A 21226-nucleotide genomic window follows, 5' to 3' on the forward strand; every position below is an offset into this window, starting at 1 on the left:
ATTTGCAATGACAAATCGAAAGGAGAATCCACCATACAAATATTTAGAAATTTCCCCCCTAACTACTTCAACTATCTCCGCTTAAAGCATCGTCTACCCGCCCACCACAAACAATACAGAAAAGTTCTTGAAAAAATGGGCCTCATAGAAGCTGGCCACTACGGAGAATTGCGTGTTGACCGTTCAATCAAAGAAGTACAGTTTCCCTCAGAAGTACACATCATCCCAGATTTCCACATGAAAATTCACGAGAATCGTTACATCCAAGTTGATACATTAATCATCACTAGCAGTTATATTCTTATAGTAGAAGTTAAAAATATTATAGGCAATATCATTTTTAAAACCTTCCCCAATCAATTAATAAGAACATTAGATAATGAAACTACTGCTTTCAACTGTCCAATAATTCAACTACAAAGAAATCAGGACGGCTTTCAACTATGGTTAAATCAAACCCAATGGAAAATACCCATATACACTGTACTTGTTTTCGCATCCGATAAAGCAATAATAGAAAATGCGCCTAAGGAACAAACTATTCTTTTCTCAAAGAATTTACCACTCTTTATACAAAAACTAAACAAACTACCGCCTCTACTTACCAAAGCCCAATATTTAAAAATAAAAGAAATTTTGATGCGAAAAAACATGCATTTTGTAGAACCACCCCTATGCTCAAAATATGAAATCTCGACAAGTGAATTAAAGAAAGGAGTACTTTGCATAAACTGTGGAAATCGATTAAATAGAATTAGTGAACGTCAGTGGACATGCACTGCGTGTGGAATAAATGACAAAGATCCAATCCCTAGAAATGTAGAAGATCTTTTTACCCTGATGAAACACGAAGTCACCATGCAAGAGTGTATGGATTTACTACAACTAAAATCTCGATACACCCTGAATTATACATTCCAGAAAATGAAGCTAATCAAAACAAAAAAAGGAAACAAAACTACTTATCAAAAAAGTAACAATTAAAAACACTAACTATCTCAAGATGGTGTTTTCTAATTTCAGAAAAACGAGTTCCACCCCAGTAGACGCCAGATCCACTCAATACAGCTGGAGTTTCACTAGAAAGATGCCAGCTCCACCCAATACCTCTCGAGTTCAACTCAAGCGACGAGTTCCACCCAAGCTAAATCCAGTTCCACCGACACACCCACAAAAAACACTTTTATTCTTCAAAATCTTTGGTATTATAGAATAAAACAAAGACAAACAAAGGAGAAAACACATGTTAAAAAATATACCGCACTGTATTTCACCAGATCTCCTCAAAATTCTCATGGAGATGGGGCATGGAGATGAAATCGTCATCGCAGATGGTAATTTCCCGGCTGCATCACACGCCAAAAATTTAATAAGACTGGATGGACTCCATGTTCCGGAAATACTGGAAGCTATTTTAACGCTCATGCCCCTCGACACTTACGCGGATTCGTCAGTGTTTTATATGATGCATGGAGCAGAAATCTCTGCACCGCCAATATGGAGAGAATATGATGAAATCCTTCAAATCACAAAAAACCAAACAGTTATACCTGCCAAACTTGAGCGTTTTCAGTTTTACGAACAAGCCAAAGACGCATATGCAATCATTGCGACTAGCGAGCATGCACTCTATGCCAATATCATTCTAAAAAAAGGCGTAATCACATAAAGAAAGAAGGAATCCACTTATGTTAGTACCAGAAAGACATAAAAAAATAATTAACATAGTCAATGAAAACAAAACCGCACGTGTATCTGAACTAAGTAAACTACTGAAAGTTACAGAGGAAACTATCCGACGAGATTTAGAAAAACTAGAAGCGGAGAACAAACTTGCTCGTACGCATGGAGGTGCTATTTCTACACAAGAGGAAGAAGGGGACATCCCTTATTTCCAACGAGAAGTGATGAACCAACAAGAAAAAATGGCGGTCGCAAAATTAGCAGTCACTTTAATTCAAGAAGACGACATCATTTTCTTAGATGCTAGTTCCACAGCATTGTATCTAGCCAAATTACTACCTAATAAGAAAATTACCGTACTAACCAATTCGCTAAGAGTAGCGGCTGAACTAGCAAACTCAACTCATATTCATGTGATAGTATCAGGAGGCAATCTCTCACCTACTTCTTTATCTTTAGTTGGTCCACTAACTGTCAGCACATTGGAACGATACCATGTAAACAAAGTCTTTTTCTCCTGCAAAGGTTTACACAAAGACTGGGGAATCAGTGACTCAAACGAGCAGCAAGCAATCGTCAAACGTAAAATGATTGAGATGGCTGATCAGAGAATACTCCTACTGGACCATACGAAACTCAACAAAAAAGCATTTGCTCATATTGAAAAAGAAGAGGTTATAAATACAATAATAATTGACGAATTAGCAAATAAAACATATTTAAAGTATTTCGAAGAAAAAAACATAAAAATTTCCTATGCGCAATTGGGTTGATTCCTCATTGCGCATCATATAATAACCAAAATGCAAAACAAATATTCAGAATTATAGAAAAACAGCTTGATTTTACGGAAAATGTAATTTATAATCAACATAAATAAAGAAAAACAATAACAAACAAAGAATAATTAATGAAAAGGTGGGATGAAAGTGGAGCCTCTTTTACGAATGGAACATATCAGCAAATCCTTCCCGGGTGTCAAAGCCCTATCTGATGTAACAATTGATCTCCAATACGGAGAAGTATTAGCACTCGTCGGTGAAAATGGTGCTGGAAAGTCAACGCTCATGAAAATCCTGACTGGTATTTATCCGAAGGACGATGGAACGATAACACTTCAGGGGAAGGAAATTTCAATTCAATCTCCAAAACAAGCACAAGAACTGGGGATTTCCATCATTCACCAAGAACTCAACTTGATGAAAGATCTCACAGTGGCAGAAAATATTTTCATCGGACGTGAGCCAAAAGGAACGATGAACCTACTAGTAAACGATAAAAAACTGAACAAACAAACAGCCGAATTATTTGAAAAACTCAACTTAGATTTAGACCCCAAAACCAAAGTGCGTCACCTAACTGTAGCTAAGCAACAAATGGTAGAAATAGCAAAGGCACTTTCATTCAACTCGAAAATACTCATCATGGACGAACCAACCACCGCACTGACAGAAACAGAAATTGATACCCTCTTTGACATTATTAATAGCATCAGAGAAAAAGGTGTCGGCATCATTTATATTTCTCATCGAATGGACGAACTAAAGCGAATCTCTGACAGAATCACTGTTATGAGAGACGGAACATACGTGGATACCTTGAAGACATCGGAAACGGAAATGGGCAAAGTCATTCAACTGATGGTTGGCCGACATATATACATAGAATCGAAGCCAAACATCGCTTCTGGAGAAAAGGAAACCGTGCTAAAGGTGAGTAATATCTCAACGAAACATCTTTTAAAAGATATTTCCTTCGAATTAAAAAAAGGAGAAATTCTCGGATTTGCTGGCTTAATGGGCGCTGGAAGGACAGAAGTAGCCAGAGTACTATTCGGTGCAGATCCATCTACAAAAGGAACAATCAGCCTAAATGGTAAAGTAGTCAAAATAAAATCACCAGCAGATGCCGTGAAACAAGGAATAGGCTACTTATCTGAAGACCGAAAACAATACGGTTTACTTGTCAGCATGGATGTCAAATCTAACATTGCACTCGCAACTATAAAAGACTATCAAACGAAATCATATTTTGTAAGCGATTCCAAAATTAAAAAAATAGCTACAAAATATGTTGACAGTCTAAAGATTAAAACTCCATCCGTAGACCAAGAGATTAGACTCCTCTCCGGAGGAAATCAGCAAAAAGTAGTTATCGCAAAGTGGCTACAAAGAGATTGCGACATCCTAATATTCGATGAACCAACACGAGGCATTGACGTTGGTGCAAAAGGAGAGATTTATAAACTACTAGATGAGCTCGCAGCAAGCGGAAAATCAATCATCATGATCTCATCTGAATTACCAGAAGTTTTACGTATGAGTCATCGGATTGTCGTAATGTCAGAAGGGAAGATTACAGGGGTGCTTTCCTCGGAAGAAGCAACACAAGAAAAAATAATGGAGTATGCAACACAGCTCCACTAATAATAGGGGTGAATTAATTGAACGTGGGAACAATTATTGAAAAAGAGCCAGTAAAGAAAAAAGTCATACCACCAGGGGCGATTCAACAAACTTTAGCCTTCGGAAGTTTAATCGTATTAGTTATATTCTTCTCATTAGCTTCAGATAGTTTTCTACAATGGAGCAACATGATCGGCATTTTATTATCAACGGCAGTAATTGGAATTCTTGCACTTGGAGCTACCTTTGTCATTATTACAGGTGGAATTGACCTTTCAGTAGGGACAGTAATGACGTTATCCTCGGTCATATCAGGGGTAGTTATTGTCAATGCAGGCCTACCGCTAGTTGTAGGAGTTTTCGCAGGTATTGCGACTGGGGCATTCTGTGGATTCCTTTGTGGAATTGCCATCACGAAGCTGAAGATCCCGCCATTTATTGCCACACTTGCCATGATGATGATTGCAAAAGGGTTGGCATTAGTTATTTCAGGAGCAGCACCTATTTATTTCACAGACCATGCTCTATTCACAAAAATTGCACTTGGCACAATTATTCCAGGGGTGGAGATACCGAATGCAGTACTAATTTTTTTCATCGTTGCAATTATTGGAGCGGTCATTTTATCGAAAACAATTTTAGGACGTTATAATTTCGCAATTGGGAGCAATGAAGAAGCAACAAAGCTTTCAGGAGTGAACGTGGATTTCTGGAAAGTGACTATTTATTCATTGGCAGGAGCTTTTACAGGAATTGCGGGAGTAATTATGGCATCTCGTCTAAACTCGGCGCAGCCAGCACTAGGTCAGGGCTATGAATTGGAAGCGATTGCAGCTGTTGTGATTGGTGGAACATCCCTTAGTGGAGGAAAAGGCACAATCATTGGAACAGTAATTGGTGCTCTGATCATGAGTGTTCTAACAAATGGTTTACGTATCATGTCTATCCCACAGGAATGGCAAACAGTCGTAGTCGGACTGGTTATTATTCTCGCAGTATATATGGATATCCTTAGAAGACGTAAAGAATAACAATGGTTGTATCGTCCATGTGACGTTAAATATAAATGGGAATGGGGAGAAAAAATGAAGAAAAGATCGTGGATTTTAGGGAGTATGTTAGCAGTTTCAATGATTTTAGGTGCATGTAATTCAGAAGAAGCCGATTCTAGCAAAACATCAGAACCAAGTGGCGACAAACCGTACGTAGCTATTGTCTCCAAAGGATTCCAACATCAATTCTGGCAAGCGGTAAAAAAAGGAGCAGAAGATGCAGCTGAAGAATTTGATGTAGAAATTACATTTGAAGGACCAGAAAGTGAATCACAAGTGGATAAACAAATAGAGATGCTTCGCGCAGTACTAGACAAAAAGCCTGATGCACTAGGTTTTGCAGCACTCGACTCGCAAGCGGCAACGCCATTATTAGAAGAAGCACAAAAAAGTGAAATTCCTATTATTGCCTTTGACTCAGGAGTAGAAAGTGATATCCCCCTTGCAACTGCTTCTACAGATAACAAAGCAGCTGCAGCTCTTGCAGCAGACAAAATGGCAGAATTCATCGGTGGAGAAGGAAAGATTGCACTAGTCGTACATGACCAAACTTCAGTAACAGGAGTACAACGTCGTGACGGTTTCAAAGAACAAATCGAGTCCAAATATCCGAATATTGAAATCGTCGACATCCAGTACGGTGGTGGAGATCATCTGAAATCTACTGACCTTGCTAAAACAATGATTCAAGCACATAGCGACCTAAAAGGAATTTTCGGTTCCAATGAAGGCTCCGCAATCGGTGTTGTAAACGCAGTACAAGAGCTAAACAAATCAGGTGAGCTAGTAGTTGTCGGCTTCGATTCTGGGAAACAACAAATTGACGCTATTAAAAGTGGCTTAATGTCTGGTGCAGTAACGCAAAATCCAGTCGGCATCGGTTACGAAACAGTTAAAGCAGCAGTAGACGCGATGAACGGTAAAAAAGTAGAAAAAACAATCGACACAGGCTTCATCTGGTATGACAAAGACAACATCGATTCAGAGGAAGTACAAAACGCAATTTACGAATAAAACATAGCAGTCCAGTTGCACAAAAGTTATTGGTGGCTAACAAAGCACCAGTAACAAACTGCAACATTGAAAAGGAGGCTAACTGAATTGATAACATTGCGATGGGGCATCATAGGAGCTGCGAACATTGCTAAACAACAAGTTATTCCAGCAATCAGGCAAACAACAAACAACGAGCTAACTGCAATTGCAAGTCAAAGTGGCAAAGCGGAAGCACTAGCACAGCAATTCCATATTCCTAACATATTCCATTCATACGAAGCGCTTCTTGAATCACCAGATGTGGATGCAGTGTACATAGCGCTTCCGAACGCGCATCACAAACAATGGGCACTTGCCGCAATCCAAGCAAACAAACATGTCCTTTGTGAAAAGCCTATTGTACTCACTACAGAAGACTTAACCGAACTCCAACAAGCAGCCAAAAAGCATAATGTACTCCTAATGGAAGCCTTCATGTATCGTTTCCATCCGCAAATAGGAAAAGTAAAGCAATTGTTAACAGCAGGAGCTATAGGGGAAATCCTCACAATTCGTGCTCGATTCCACTTCACTTTAGAAAACTGGGACAACGACATACGCCTCGATCCAACTCTTGGGGGAGGGGTACTCAATGACATCGGCTGTTACCCGGTAAATGTACTTAACTATTTAATAGAAGAAAGTCCAAAAAGTGTTCAAGCTCTCCAGGGTAAATCAACAATAGAAATAGATACTCATATAGCGGTCCAACTTAGCTATCCATCTGGAATACTTGGTCAGTTCGATGCAAGTTTTTACGGTCCGATGACTCAAACAATTGATATAATCGGCACAAAAGGAACGATGCAGCTACCATATGCTTTCAGAGCAGACGAAAACAATTACGATGGAATCATCCATTACCAGTCAAACAATGAAACACACACTATTAAAGAAACAGGAAATGCCTATACGGAACAGATCAAGGCATTCCACCAGGCAATCGAAAACAAAGAATCATTAACATATACAAATGCACAAATGCTCCAACAAACAGAAACAATGGAACGTATTGCTAAAGCACTCTAATAGAAAGGAAGTGACCAAATGTCCAATGTCATCGAAGAACTAAACAAATATGCACATAAATTAGTAGACCAAGGGCTAGTAGTAGGAGCTGGCGGAAACCTCAGTATGCGAGATGGAAATTATATGTACATCTCTCCGAGTGGCTTTGATCTAAAGGAAATAGAGCCTCATCAATGGGTGAAGGTAGATATTATAACAGGAGAAATTGAAGGCAGTCTTCGCCCATCATCTGAAGTACTCATGCATTTGGAATGCTTCCGAAAAAATGAGGAAATTCAAGCAGTTCTTCATGCCCATCCGACCTATTCAGTAGGTGTCTCCTCTGCTGGTAAAGACATTCCGCCTTTATTTCCGGATTTTCCAGCAATGGTGAAGAGTGTGGGCTACATCGATTACGTTATACCGACGACTAATCTTCTAGCCGAAAAAGTAGCAGAACTCGTCGACAAAGATGTCATCATTATGCGTAACCACGGAGTGCTAACACTAGGGAAAACAATGAAAGAAGCATATTTTTTCATGCAACTAACAGAGGAATCCGCCAAAGTATATACGATAAGTTCCATTTTCGGTGGTCCGCGAGTATTAACCGATCAAGAATGCGAGGACCTTCGAAACCTTTCGGCAGAAAGATATCGCTCGAAATTGCTAAAGGAATAGGGGGTGAATCACTATGACAACCGTACTTGCCTATGATCTCGGAGCATCCAGTGGTCGACTAGTCGCCCAAACATTCAATGGGCAAACGCTCACGACCAAGGAAATTCATCGGTTCCAAAATAAACCCACCTTTGAAAATAATCATTATTACTGGGATTATGACAACTTGGTAAAAGAGCTAAACCAAGGTCTCGACAAAGTAACATCACCTGCCAAGTCACTTGGCATCGACACTTGGGGAGTAGACTTCGGATTACTAAACAAAAATGGACAGCTAGTCTCCAAACCATTTTCATACCGAGACTCGCACACTGTCCCATATGTTCAGAAAGCGATGAAACATATTCCAGCCCAAACATTATTTGAACAAACAGGTAACGAAATTTCTTCTATAAACACAGTATTTCAACTCATGGCTATCCAAAGTCAATACCCGCAATACTTGAGCCAAACAACCGACATACTTATGACGCCGAATTTACTCATGCACGCATTATCAGGCGTCAAACTGAACGAATTTACTATCGCCTCTACATCACAGCTAGTAAACAAAAATAAGCAATGGGATAAAGATATTCAACACACCCTTTTCAATCGAACGCACCCATTTGCAGCAATCGAAATGCCGCATCAAATCGTAGGTAATTTAAAAAATCATTCAGCAATCCAAATGGTGCTCGTACCGGGCCATGACACAGCTTGCGCATTGTCTGCACTACCGATCCAAAACCTGAATGCCGTGTTCATTAGTATTGGTACATGGGGGTTAATTGGCAAGGAAACAAAAGCACCGATCATTACAGATGATGCATTCCAACAACGTTTTACAAACGAAGGAACGAGTGAAGGGCAATACCGATTCCAAAAAAATGCTATGGGATTTTGGATTCTCCAAAAATGCCGAGAAGAATGGAAGCAACAAGGACTCCACTTCACATATGAGCTAGAAATACAGGCTCTACAACAAGCTAAATCATTTAATACATTCATTGATCCAGATGACGACCTATTCTTTAACCCAGTATCCATGCTGCAAGCGATCAAGCAATACTGTATTCAAACAAATCAGCAAGTCCCGATTACACCAGGTGAACATATCCGCTGTTTCACTGAAAGTCTTGCCTTAAAATACGCATACACAATCGAACAAATTGAAACAATCACAAAAACGAAAACAACAGACATTTACATCGGTGGTGGCGGAACACAAAATACAAATCTATGCCAATTTATCGCAAATGCATCGAACAAAATAGTCCACACTGGGCCAACCGAGGCAAGTTCTATCGGTAACGGGCTATCCCAACTGCGAGCACTTGGAGAACTTCACTCAATCGAAGAAGGACGCCAGCTTGTCGCAAACTCTTTTGAGATAAAACAATATGAACCGCAACACAATATCGAATGGCAAGAAGCAATCGACCGATTTCATCAACTACTACATAAGTAATGGAGGAATTATTCATGACAAAAGAGCGGTATATCGGAGCTTTACCAAAAATAGGAATAAGACCAACAATTGATGGGCGAAGAAGAGGAGTACGTGAATCCCTTGAAGAAACGACGATGAATATGGCAAAAAACGTAGCAAAATTTCTTTCCGAAAACCTAAAGTACTATAACGGGGAACCAGTAGAATGTGTTATCGCAGACACTTGTATAGGCGGTGTAGCTGAAGCGGCACACGCGGCAGAGAAATTTAAAAAAGAAGGCGTCGGCGTTTCTCTTACTGTTACTCCTTGCTGGTGCTATGGCAGTGAAACGATGGATATGGATCCACAACTACCAAAAGCAGTTTGGGGTTTTAACGGAACAGAACGTCCTGGAGCAGTTTACTTAGCGGCATCCCTTGCAGGCTACAACCAAAAAGGAATACCGGCTTTCGGAATATACGGACATGATGTTCAAGACGCCGGAGATCCAACTATTCCGCAGGACGTTCAAGAAAAACTCCTACGCTTTGCAAAAGCTGGACTTGCAGCAGCAATGCTAAAAGGAAAATCCTATCTCGCAATGGGCTCTGTCTCCATGGGGATTGCAGGAAGTATTGTAAAAGATGACTTCTTCCAAGAATACCTAGGCATGCGCAACGAATACATCGACATGAGTGAATTTGTTCGACGGATGGATCTAGAAATTTACGACAAAGAAGAATATGAAAAAGCACTTCAATGGGCAGATGAAAACTTAACTATTGGTGAAGACATAAACAAAGAAGAATTCAAGCGTACAGAAGAGGAAAAACGTAGTGACTGGCAACGGTCGATTAAAATGACTCTCATCGCTCGTGACTTAATGATTGGTAGTGACAAACTAAAAGAAATGGGCTTTGAGGAGGAAGCAAATGGCCATAATGCACTAATAGCTGGATTCCAAGGGCAGCGTCAATGGACCGACTATTTCCCAAATGGAGACTTCATGGAAACCTTCTTAAACTCATCCTTTGATTGGAATGGCAAAAGAGCACCCTATATTCTAGCAACAGAAAACGATAGTTTAAATGGTGTCACTATGGCGATGGGTAACTTACTAACAAATACCGCACAAGTTTTCGCAGATGTACGTACGTTCTGGAGTACTGACGCAGTAAAACGCGTTACAGGAAAAGAGCTTACCGGTAAAGCTGCAAACGGAATCATCCATCTACTCAACTCAGGTTCCGCAGCACTCGATGGAACTGGTCGCCAACAAACAGATGGCAAACCCGTTATGAAACCATTCTGGGAGATCACGGATGAAGAAGTAAAAGAAACACTAGATAACGTTCAGTTCCGCCCAGCTTCAACAGAATACTTCCGAGGCGGCGGCTACTCAAGTGATTTCACAACAAAAGGCGATATGCCAGTTACAATTGCCCGTATTAACTACGTAAAAGGAATTGGCCCAGTACTGCAGATCGCCGAAGGGCACACAGTCGAACTAGAAAACGACATGCATGACACACTCGACCTGCGTACAGATCCAACATGGCCAACGACTTGGTTCGTTCCAAACTTAACCGGTGAAGGTGCCTTCACAGATGTCTACTCCGTCATGAATAACTGGGGAGCCAACCACTGTGCACTAAGCTACGGCCATATCGGAGACGATCTAATAACACTTGCATCGATCCTGAGAATTCCTGTAAATATGCATAACGTCGAAGCATCACGCATCTTCCGCCCTAGCGCATGGAATATGTTCGGCACCGACCAACCGGAAGCAGCCGACTACAGAGCATGCCAAAACTTTGGCCCGCTTTATAAATAAGTGAAGTAAATATGAATTGAAGGATTGTATTCACAACCAATTTCATACATTCCAAAGATGGCAGCTGGATTTTCTAATTAATTGAAAGAATCAATTCCAATTAATAAGTACTACTCTTGTATTGATTGCAGTGAAAAGTGGTGACCTAGGGAACGGGATAAATGAAGCGTTTCATCCGCGGAATCTCAGCACATTTTTCACAGAGCAATTATCCATTATGCACGACCTTCACCACCTGAAAGGGGAGAAAAAATATGATCGAAAACCTATGGGACGAATCCAATAAAACTATACAATCTGACACACTAGGAGAACTTACCTACCGTTCGAATTTAATCGGCACCGATCGTCGCGTTTGTAACTGGGGAGGGGGAAATACCTCTTTCAAAACGGTTGCAACTGATTTTCGAGGCAACGAAGTCGACGTAATGTGGGTGAAGGGGAGTGGTTCGGACCTTGCGACGATGAAGGAATCGAACTTCACAGCACTTCACCTAGAGCATATTCTTCCGCTTCAACAACGGGAAGATATGACAGATGAAGAAATGGTCGACTATTTAAGTCATTGCATGCTAGATAAATCACATCCACGTGCCTCCATCGAGACACTTTTACATGCATTTCTTCCATACAAACATGTAGACCATACCCATCCTGACAGCATCATCAGTATTTGCTGTGCACCAAATGGTCAAGAAATAGCAAAAGAAATATTCGGTGACCGTTTCGTGTGGGTGCCATATATACGTCCTGGATTTCTTCTATCTAAAATGATTGCAGAAGGTGTACAAAATAATCCTAATGCAGAGCTAGTACTAATGGAAAAACACGGTCTAGTCGTTTGGGGAGACACCGCAAAAGAAAGTTATGATAAAACGATCCATATTATCAATGAAGCGAAAGCCTATATCGATCACCATTTAACAGAACATAAACCATTCGGCGGCCAATCAACAGAAGCACTACCACAAGAAAAAAGAATTCAAACCCTAAACGAAATCCTTCCTTATATAAGAGGACTCGTTTCAACAAGCCAAGGTCAAATCGTAACGTATGATGACTCAGAGGATATACTAGAATTCGTAAATAGCGAACGAGCAGCGTCACTTTCCCAAGTCGGAGCAGCCTGTCCAGATCATTTAGTGCATACAAAACGGATTCCACTTTTCATAGACTGGGATGGAAACCTAGAAACGATTAAAACAAGTATTGAAGCCTATAAAGAAGAATATAAAAAATACTTTGAAGCATATGCATCATCAGAGGACATCATGTTCGACTCATCACCTAGGGTCATCCTTATCCCTGGAATCGGGATGGTTAACACTGGCAAAGACAAAGCATCTGCCCTAGTGAGTGGTGCACTATACCACCGAGCAATTTCTGTCATGAAAGGATCAGATGCACTTGGAGGCTTCACATCTCTTTCAGCGGAAGAATCTTTTGGTATAGAATACTGGCCATTGGAATTATATAAGCTCTCACTCGCACCAAAAGAAGCTGAGTTCTCTCGAAAAGTAGCATTCATAACCGGGGGAGCAGGAGGAATCGGTAGTGAAACATGCCGATTACTCGCATCCCTTGGTGCCCATGTCGTCCTTGCAGACTTAAATCTAGAAGGGGCAGAAAAAATCGCAACGGAAATAAATTCAGCATACGGAGAAGGTAGAGCAACTGCTGTAAAAATGGACGTTACAGATGAAAAACAAATCATTGAAGCATTCCAACTAGTGAATCGCGCATATGGTGGGGTAGACATACTAGTCAATAATGCAGGACTTGCGACATCAAGCCCATTTGAAGAAACAACCTTAAAAGAATGGAACCTGAACATGAATGTACTTGGAACAGGGTACTTCCTCGTATCCCGAGAAGCATTCAAAGTGATGAAAACACAAGGAAAAGGTGGCAGCATGATTTTTATCGGCTCCAAAAACTCTATCTATGCAGGCAAAAACGCATCCGCCTACAGTGCAGTAAAAGCGCTAGAAGTACATCTGGCACGATGCATAGCTGCGGAAGGTGGAGACTTTGGAATCCGTGCAAACTCCGTATTACCTGATGCAGTGCTACAAGGCTCTGCCATTTGGGGATCTAAGTGGCGCGAAGAGCGAGCGGCAGCATACGGCATCGAACCCGATGAATTAGAAAATCACTACAGAGAGCGAACTGTTTTAAAAGAGAACATCTACCCAAGAGACATAGCAGAAGCTATAGCCTACTTCGCTTCCAACAAGTCAGCCAAAACAACCGGTTGCATGCTAACTGTAGACGGTGGAGTAGCGGCGGCATTTACTCGGTAAAGTGAATTTGGTTTCAAGCTATTAATTTCTTGATATATTTTCAGCCGTGCCCGCGGAAAGCGTCCACCTGCAACGGAAATCAACAGTAGTATTAAATATAGCTACTATCATTACGAATAAGGTTATTCAACATAAACCAAAAAGTCGCTTCCCACAAGAAGCGGCTTTTTCAGAAAGGAAGACTATATATGACAATACGTGTCACCCTATTCTCCACCTGTCTAGTGGATCTATTCCAACCAAACGTAGGCATTGCAACAGTAGAGCTACTCAAAAAACTTGGCTGTGAAATCGAATTCCCGCCTGCCCAAATTTGCTGTGGCCAACCAGCATACAACAGTGGCTATTTGCTTGAAGCAAAACCAGCAATGATTCATTTACTCAAAACCTTCCAGCATGCCGAATACATCGTCACCCCTTCAGGCTCATGCGCACTTATGCTTAAAGAATATGAACATGTCTTCCAGGATGATCCTAAATGGCATGCCATAGCAAAACAAGTCGCTTCCAAAACATACGAACTAACCCAATTCATCGTCCATGTTCTAGGTGTAACCAAAATAGACACATCACTTCCAGGAACAGCAGTATTCCATACTTCTTGTCATATGACTAGACTGCTCGGAGCAAAAGAAGAGCCTAAGCTTCTATTAAAAAATGTAGACAACTTAACCATCCAACCACTCATTGGTCAAAGTCAGTGCTGTGGATTCGGTGGCACATTCTCCGTCAAAATGGGCGATATCTCGGCAGAAATGGTGAAAGAAAAGGTAGAACATATTAAACAAGCAAGTCCTGATTATTTAATAGGAGCAGACTGTGGCTGCCTCATGAATATTGGCGGGCGACTCTCTAGAGAACAGCAGAAAATTGAAGTACTACATATTGCAGAAGTATTAAACAGAGGAATGGAGGGATAACAATGCCACTCAAAATAAAATCTGGTCCATTCAAAAAACGTCTAGCATCTGAGTTAAATAATGATTTCATGAGAAAAGCAGTCTCAAGCGCACAGGATGGTCTAGGGGCAAGGCGGGATTTAGCAACCAAGCAACTTGGAGAATGGGAAAAGTGGCGAGAAGCAGGGCAAGAAATACGCCGGCATACCGTAAATAACCTTGTGCACTATCTAGAACAATTCAGTGAGCAGGCAACAAAAAGTGGTGCACATGTATTCTTTGCGAAAGACGACGTAGAAGCGACGAACTATATTAAACAAATCGCCGAGCAAAAAAACGCCAAAAAAATCGTCAAAGCCAAATCGATGGTGACAGAAGAAATAGGGTTGAACGCTGCACTGGAGTCAATAGGCTGTGAAGTTGTAGAAACGGATCTAGGAGAATACATTCTCCAACTAGATGACCATGACCCACCGTCCCATATTGTAGTACCTGCTTTACATAAGAAGAAAGAACAAATCCGGGACTTATTTACAAAAAAAATAAATTACACAAAATCAGAGAATCCCGAAGAATTAGCAAAACACGCACGTTATACACTTCGAGAAAAATTCCTAGAAGCTGATCTAGGAGTAACGGGCTGTAATTTCGGAGTTGCAGAAAGCGGAACAATCTGCCTCGTGACAAATGAAGGGAATGCCCGCTTAGTCACAACTATACCTAAAACCCAAATAACCGTCATGGGTATGGAGCGACTCGTGCCAACTTTCGAAGACTTAGACGTTATGGTATCTCTACTAACAAGAGCATCTGTAGGTCAACGGATCACAAGTTATGTAAGTCTACTCACTGGTCCTAAAAAACAAGAGGAAGTCGACGGTCCTGAAGAGTTACATATCGTGATTGTAGACAATGGACGCTCCAAAATTCTCGGGACGGACTTTCAAGAAATTCTCCAGTGCATTCGCTGCGGAGCGTGCCTAAACGTGTGCCCCGTATACCGTCACATCGGAGGTCATGCATATGGCTCCATCTATCCAGGTCCAGTGGGTGCAGTACTCACACCACTGCTTGACGGTTACGAGGATCACAAAGAACTACCGTACGCCTCCACGCTTTGCGGTGCATGTACAGATGTCTGCCCAGTGAAAATTCCGTTGCATAGCCTTCTACTTAAGCATCGCCAAAAAATAGTAGAAACAGAAGGGAAAGCGCCAATTAGTGAGCGTCTCATGATGAAAGCATTTGGTTTCGGAGCTTCAACAAACTCTGTATATACAGGTGGCTCCAAAATGGCAGCGGTCAGTCTTAAAATGCTACTGAAGAACAAACAAAGTATATCAAATGGACCAGGTCTTCTAAAAGAATGGACGAATAGCCGGGATTTTCCTACTCCCAAACAAAGTCGTTTCCGTGACTGGATGAAAGAACGGGAGGAAGTGGAAAATGACTAAACTGCAAAGAAACAAAGTGGAACTACCTGTTTCCAGTGTTTATAGCAAACTCGAAACGAATTCATTAAAACGAGTATTCATCGAATCTGCCATACTTATCCGAGCAGATATAATAGAAACAACACAAACAAATCTTTTGGAAACCTTAACTGAACTAATAAAAGAAATACCACGACAAAAAGTACTTTCTTCTATAGAAAGAGGAAATTCAAAGTTAGATGATTGGCTCCAAGCCAATACAACCAAATGGAACCCTGCTTTAGGATCACAAAATATTCAACACGCAGAACAAGCAACCATCGGCCTAACGTACTGCGACCATGCACTAGCAGAGTCTGGGACAGTTGTCCTTCTTAACGAAAATAACAAAGGAAGATCCGTCAGTCTATTACCAGAAATCCATGTAGTACTCATCCCTACAAAATCGATTATTCCAAGATTACAGGAAAGTATGACAATGCTAAGTGAACGTATAAAACAAGGGCAGCCTATTCCAACCTGTATTAATTTCATAACAGGACCAAGTAATTCCGCAGATATCGAAAGCTATTTAGTAGTAGGAGTTCATGGTCCACTAAGGACTATTTATGTGATTATTGACGAAGATATCTAAATAGATAGATTCTTAACAGCAACATTGCAGAAAACAGCTTTTGTAACACAACTTTAATGGTCTAAAAAAGTTTGGATAAATCTGATATAGTTCTTATCATCTATGAAAATGACTATTTTACTAATTGAGAAGGGGTATATGAATGCTAGGTTCCATAGAAGCAGGTGGTACGAAGATTAACTGCGCAGTAGGAGATGAACAAGGTAATATTTTCAAACAAGTGCAGTTCCAAACAACATCTCCTGCCGAAAATATGAAACAAATAATAGACTTCTTCTTATCTAACAAAGTAGAAGCAATAGGTATAGCTTGCTTTGGTCCAGTTAACATCGACCGACAAAGTTCTCAATACGGCACTATTCTGGACACTCCTAAACTAGCCTGGAGATTCTTTCCGTTTTTACAAACACTGAAAGAGAAATTGAATATCCCAATAGAGCTTCAAAGTGATGTGAACGTAGCAGCCCTTGGAGAGGCAACATATGGTGCGGGTAAAAACGATAGAACAGTTTTATATTTTACGATTGGAACAGGAATAGGGGGAGGAGTAGTTATTAACAAACAATTTCTCAATACACCTCAGCACCCTGAAATGGGACATATCACTATTATTAGGGACCCTTCAGACATAAAAGCCAGTGACTGTCCGTTTCATACCGACTGTTTTGAAGGACTAGCATCGGGACCTGCTATTGAAAAACGCTATGGCCCAAACGCAAAAAATCTCCCAGCAGACCATCCTGCATGGGAGATTATTGCAAACTATATAGGGCAAGGAGTATATCAAATGATGCTAGCATATGCTCCTGACCGCATAATCATAGGAGGTGGATTGATGAACCAAACCCATCTTCTTTCGAATATAAAACAAAACGTCATAAAGAAACTCAATAATTACACCTATTATCCATCGCTTTCAAACTTAGAGAATACAATCACAGCCCCAGCCTTAGGAGATAATGCAGGTTTAATAGGAGGACTAATATTTGCGGGACACATAAGAAAGGGGCTTTGATCAATAGATCAAAGCCCCGATAAAATAAGAAAAGAAGCATCCGAAGTTCAGATGCTTCTTTTCTTGAGCGATAAAACGAAGGAAGTAGAAGGCTGCACACTAATGAATGTACAAACAAGTTTACGGCGTTACACATCTATAAGTAACCTTCTATACAGTACATGATAACACAAATATTAAAAAATGCACACATATAATTAAATAATTTAAAAAAAGATTATAACCAATTTATTCTGAATTAAGAAGTAATTTTAGGGCGAATCTATTTATTTAAAAAGATAGTATAAATTATTCAGAAAAAAAACTAGCGTTATTGGTTACATTGCTGTAATATGGAATATGTAATGTAGTCCTTGGTGCTTTCAAAATGTCATCTTCGAATAAAACTGGTAATCTTTTACGGTTTTTAGTTGATTTTAGCATATGAGTTTAGTATACTCATATACTAGCTAGGGTGACGATATTGGACGCGATCAGCGACCGGCATTACACACTACAAAAAATTGCACCACACAAGCGAAGGGAGATCACAAGTTTATGAAAAAAGTTATCAAAATTGCAGCTTCAACTGCAGTAGCAGCTTCAGCTTTCGTTGCAGTAGCACCAACGCAACAAGCAGACGCAGCAACAAACGCAACACAATTAGTAACAAACGCACAAAATGCAGGTACAGTATTGAAATGGGCTATCTCAGTAGAAGGTTCTGCTGATTATGCAACACGTCCATTCAATGAATACAATGCTGCTAAAAAAGCAATCGCAGCAGCAGAAGCTGCAGCTAAAAAAGGTTCAGCATCTGAACAATTAAGCATTGCAGCTAAACTTGTTGAACCAAAATTACAAGTTAAACGTGCAGCAGCTTACATCGATGCAATCACTTCAAGTGAAAAAATTAAAGACCTGACATCTAAATTAGATGCAGCTATCAAAACTAATGACATCGAAAAAGTAGAAACAGCTTACCATGCAGCTACTGGTGAATACCGTAAACAAGCGGCTCTTTTAGATCGCGTATATGGTCAATCTACTCGTGACGGTATCCGTAACGCAGTGAAACCTGCTATCGAAAAATTAGTTGCTTCAGTTAAAAACGAAGTAACTGTTAACATGCTTGCTAAATCAGCAGCAGCAAACATTAAAGCAGACAAATTAGATGAAGCATCTAAAAACATCGCTGATGCTCAAGCTATCTTAGATGCAAATGTACTTAAATGGGAAACTGCACTTCAAAAGTCAGTGGATGATGTAGCTACATCATTACCATTAACAATCTCTTCAGCAACTTATGTAGATGTTAACACTATTCAAGTTAACCTAAGCAAAAAAGTTGAAGCTGTAAACTTATCTCAATTCTCAGTTGAAGGTTTACAAGTAAACTCAGTAACTTTAGGTTCTGATAAAAAGACCGTTACACTTAAAACTGGTACTCAAGTAGCTGGTAAGACTTACAATATTACTTTCAATGGTAAAACTATTGCTTACACAACACCTGCAGTAGCAGATAATTCTACTATCTCTGTAAACAAAGATGCTATTTATGCAGAAACTGGAGAAAATGTAGCTATCCAAGCAACATTTAAAGAAAAAACTGGTCAAGCATATACTGGTCAAATTAGAGTTACAGCTCCTGCAAATACAACTCTAGTTTCAGTAAACGGAGTGACTGTACCTGTAGCATCAGGTGATACTGTATTAACAACTCCTAACCAAAATGGTACTGTAACAGTAGTACTTCAAGGTTCATCAGATCTAATTGCTGATAATGGAACTACAGTTCTATTTGAAAAATTATTTAATGGTAATGTAACTGAATCAACTAAGAGTGGGAAATTACACTTTGCTACAAAAGCTACAGTAGCAGATTCTTCTAGCCAAAAAGTTTCTTACGTTGACGCTAAAAATAAATACTTTGTAGTAGAAAACGGAACTTCATACGTTAAATATACTGCAAAAACTATTGATGCATTCACTAACGAATCAACAAATGGTCTATCTTTAGATCAATTCTTTGCAGCATTAGGTGAAGGTGATGAAGTTCAAGTATCTGCTTATGGTACAACTGCAACTTCAGCATCACACTTTAAAATCTCATTCAATAAAGAAGTAAAAGATTTTGACTTTGCTTCTAAATACTTTGTAATTGGTAACGAAGATGCAGCTACTGGTGCATACCGTGTAGATTCTAATGGTAAATTTATTCTTGAAGGTGTAGGCCAACCAGGATATACAGTTTATGTTCGTCCAGTAAATGGAACTGAATATAGAACTACTGTAGGATCTAATGGTAACTGGGCAGTTGAAGTTAACCTTGATAAAGCTTCACTTACTACATTTGAAGCAGTTCAAGTTCCAGCTGGTCAAAAAGCTGTTTACACAAGTGCGCCTAAATTAAACGTTCTTGAAGGTGCGTTTGCAATTGAAGACGTTCAACTTGTTGGAACTACAGCAGATACATTACTAGGGAAAACTATTCAATTTAATGACACTACTGTTTCATTAAATGATAGCTTTGTTGTAAAATCTGGTGCAACTATTACTTTAGTTGACGAAGATGGAACAAAAGTTAAATACACTCATGGTGTAAATGCGACATTCTCTGTTGATTCTGCAAATCCTAGCCAAGCTTCAATCGCTATTACTGGTGCATACACTCAAGTTGCAACAGGAAGCATTGCTGGTTTCGGTAAAGCATTTAGCGTAGACTCAATTACAGGTTTCCAAAACAAATATGGTCTTGTAGCAAAACCTGTTAACGCTGTATTATCTAAATAATAAAGTAATTCATATTTAATTTAAAAGACTGTTTCAGAAGCCAACTAGGCTTCTGAGCAGTCTTTTTTTGCACTATATAATTGTTTGAATTATTTCAATATAAAAACAAGTGAATTCCCGACCCTTTATTTTTGAATTGTTGGGAAACGATTGTAGAGTAAAAAAGTACTTAATAGAATTGGCTATATTTTAACGAAGTTGAGTAAATTAGAGCGTGTGGAAAGTTGAAATCATTGCATGTGTGAGACACCTATTTCCTACTATACAATTCTTAATTTTCAGAAATGAGCGATATTGATGGAACGTCATCTTTTCACTTCATACATTTACTGGAGTTAGATAGTGTTACGTAGAAGATTTAGAGTCGCAAAATTGATTATCGATATTTTTGAGGATTTCTAGCTAAGATATTACTAACGCACATGTAAAAAAAGATTGGGACTCATGTACTGATGATGAGGAATGCCCTATCATTTAAGGTAAATTTTGTTTATAATTAGTATAGAATGAGGTCAATTAAAAAAGTGGCAGGAAGGTAGCGAGTAGGTAGATGAAAATTGCAGATAAAACAGTACGTAATGTGGTTGTGGTTTTAATTGTTGTATTAATTTTGGGGATTTTCTATGCCTCAAAATCTAGTGAAAAGCAAGATGAACAGTTTTTTAAAGAACAGGCTACATTTAATCAAGCAATAGATTATTTTCAAGGTGGACAGTATGAACTGGCAATACCACTGTTAACAAAAGTAGGTAAAGAACAACCTGAATCTGAGGTTGTAAAATATTATTTGGCATTAGCACTATCGAATACTGGGGAATGGAGTAGTGCGAGTCAAGAGTATCAGGAAGTCCTTAATGTAAATCCTTATAAAGTTAAAGATTCGATGTTTATGATTCAATTTGCTGAAGTACTTTTAAATGCAGAAAAGTTTGAAGAAGCGAAAGTCGTTTTGGAACGGTGCCAGACGTTACCAATTCCCGATCAAATGCCAGATTACCAAGAGTTTGTTAACATATTATTAATGCAGGTTTCGATGAAATCATGATAAGGAGTTATT

The 21226-nt window shown here is 39.6% G+C and carries 17 protein-coding genes; all 17 read left to right on the top strand.

Features of this window, described 5'->3' with window-relative positions; all coding sequences use genetic code 11:
• Window positions 1–135 precede the first annotated feature (135 nt).
• The 17 genes from MKX53_RS03390 (at window position 136) to MKX53_RS03470 (ending at window position 21214) form a co-directional block, all read left to right on the top strand.
• On the top strand, window positions 136–984 hold the full coding sequence (locus tag MKX53_RS03390; protein WP_340909073.1) for a nuclease-related domain-containing protein: 849 nt from the start codon (window positions 136–138) through the stop codon (window positions 982–984).
• A gap of 259 nt (window positions 985–1243) precedes the next feature.
• The gene (locus MKX53_RS03395) at window positions 1244–1669 is read left to right on the top strand and encodes an RbsD/FucU family protein (protein WP_340909074.1); all 426 of its coding nucleotides are present in this window, start codon (window positions 1244–1246) and stop codon (window positions 1667–1669) included.
• Window positions 1670–1688: 19 nt separating this feature from the next.
• On the top strand, window positions 1689–2456 hold the full coding sequence (locus tag MKX53_RS03400) for a DeoR/GlpR family DNA-binding transcription regulator (RefSeq protein ID WP_340909076.1): 768 nt from the start codon (window positions 1689–1691) through the stop codon (window positions 2454–2456).
• Between the two features lie 174 nt (window positions 2457–2630).
• Entirely contained in the window at window positions 2631–4109 is a 1479-nt protein-coding gene (locus MKX53_RS03405; RefSeq protein ID WP_422194131.1) for a sugar ABC transporter ATP-binding protein, read from the top strand.
• 17 nt (window positions 4110–4126) lie between these two features.
• Window positions 4127–5119, top strand: coding sequence for an ABC transporter permease (locus MKX53_RS03410; protein WP_340909080.1), 993 nt, complete (start codon window positions 4127–4129; stop codon window positions 5117–5119).
• A gap of 54 nt (window positions 5120–5173) precedes the next feature.
• Window positions 5174–6154, top strand: a complete 981-nt coding sequence (locus tag MKX53_RS03415) for an ABC transporter substrate-binding protein (protein ID WP_340761516.1) — start codon at window positions 5174–5176, stop codon at window positions 6152–6154.
• An 87-nt stretch (window positions 6155–6241) separates the two neighbouring features.
• Window positions 6242–7204: a Gfo/Idh/MocA family protein gene (locus tag MKX53_RS03420; RefSeq protein ID WP_340909082.1), complete on the top strand. Its 963-nt coding sequence runs from the start codon at window positions 6242–6244 to the stop codon at window positions 7202–7204.
• 18 nt (window positions 7205–7222) lie between these two features.
• Window positions 7223–7864, top strand: a complete 642-nt coding sequence (locus MKX53_RS03425; RefSeq protein WP_340909083.1) for a class II aldolase/adducin family protein — start codon at window positions 7223–7225, stop codon at window positions 7862–7864.
• A gap of 13 nt (window positions 7865–7877) precedes the next feature.
• Window positions 7878–9314: a rhamnulokinase gene (locus tag MKX53_RS03430; protein WP_340909086.1), complete on the top strand. Its 1437-nt coding sequence runs from the start codon at window positions 7878–7880 to the stop codon at window positions 9312–9314.
• 14 nt (window positions 9315–9328) lie between these two features.
• Window positions 9329–11113: an L-fucose isomerase gene (locus MKX53_RS03435; protein WP_340909089.1), complete on the top strand. Its 1785-nt coding sequence runs from the start codon at window positions 9329–9331 to the stop codon at window positions 11111–11113.
• Between the two features lie 254 nt (window positions 11114–11367).
• A complete protein-coding gene (locus MKX53_RS03440; protein WP_340909091.1) occupies window positions 11368–13416 on the top strand; it encodes a bifunctional aldolase/short-chain dehydrogenase in 2049 nt (682 codons plus the stop codon).
• Window positions 13417–13610: 194 nt separating this feature from the next.
• Window positions 13611–14336 (top strand): (Fe-S)-binding protein, encoded by a 726-nt coding sequence (locus tag MKX53_RS03445; RefSeq protein WP_340913222.1) that lies wholly within the window; start codon window positions 13611–13613, stop codon window positions 14334–14336.
• 2 nt (window positions 14337–14338) lie between these two features.
• On the top strand, window positions 14339–15769 hold the full coding sequence (locus tag MKX53_RS03450; RefSeq protein WP_340909094.1) for a LutB/LldF family L-lactate oxidation iron-sulfur protein: 1431 nt from the start codon (window positions 14339–14341) through the stop codon (window positions 15767–15769).
• A complete protein-coding gene (locus tag MKX53_RS03455) occupies window positions 15762–16382 on the top strand; it encodes a LutC/YkgG family protein (RefSeq protein ID WP_340909097.1) in 621 nt (206 codons plus the stop codon). Before MKX53_RS03450 ends, MKX53_RS03455 begins: the two co-directional genes overlap by 8 nt.
• Before the next feature lie 142 nt (window positions 16383–16524).
• Window positions 16525–17397 (top strand): ROK family protein, encoded by an 873-nt coding sequence (locus MKX53_RS03460; RefSeq protein WP_340909100.1) that lies wholly within the window; start codon window positions 16525–16527, stop codon window positions 17395–17397.
• Window positions 17398–17934: 537 nt separating this feature from the next.
• Window positions 17935–20169 (top strand): hypothetical protein, encoded by a 2235-nt coding sequence (locus MKX53_RS03465; RefSeq protein ID WP_340909103.1) that lies wholly within the window; start codon window positions 17935–17937, stop codon window positions 20167–20169.
• 550 nt (window positions 20170–20719) lie between these two features.
• Window positions 20720–21214, top strand: coding sequence for a tetratricopeptide repeat protein (locus MKX53_RS03470; protein WP_340909105.1), 495 nt, complete (start codon window positions 20720–20722; stop codon window positions 21212–21214).
• Window positions 21215–21226: the final 12 nt, after the last annotated feature.

The sequence above is a fragment of the Psychrobacillus sp. FSL K6-4615 genome, assembly GCF_038008225.1.
Classification (GTDB): Bacteria; Bacillota; Bacilli; order Bacillales_A; family Planococcaceae; genus Psychrobacillus; species Psychrobacillus psychrotolerans.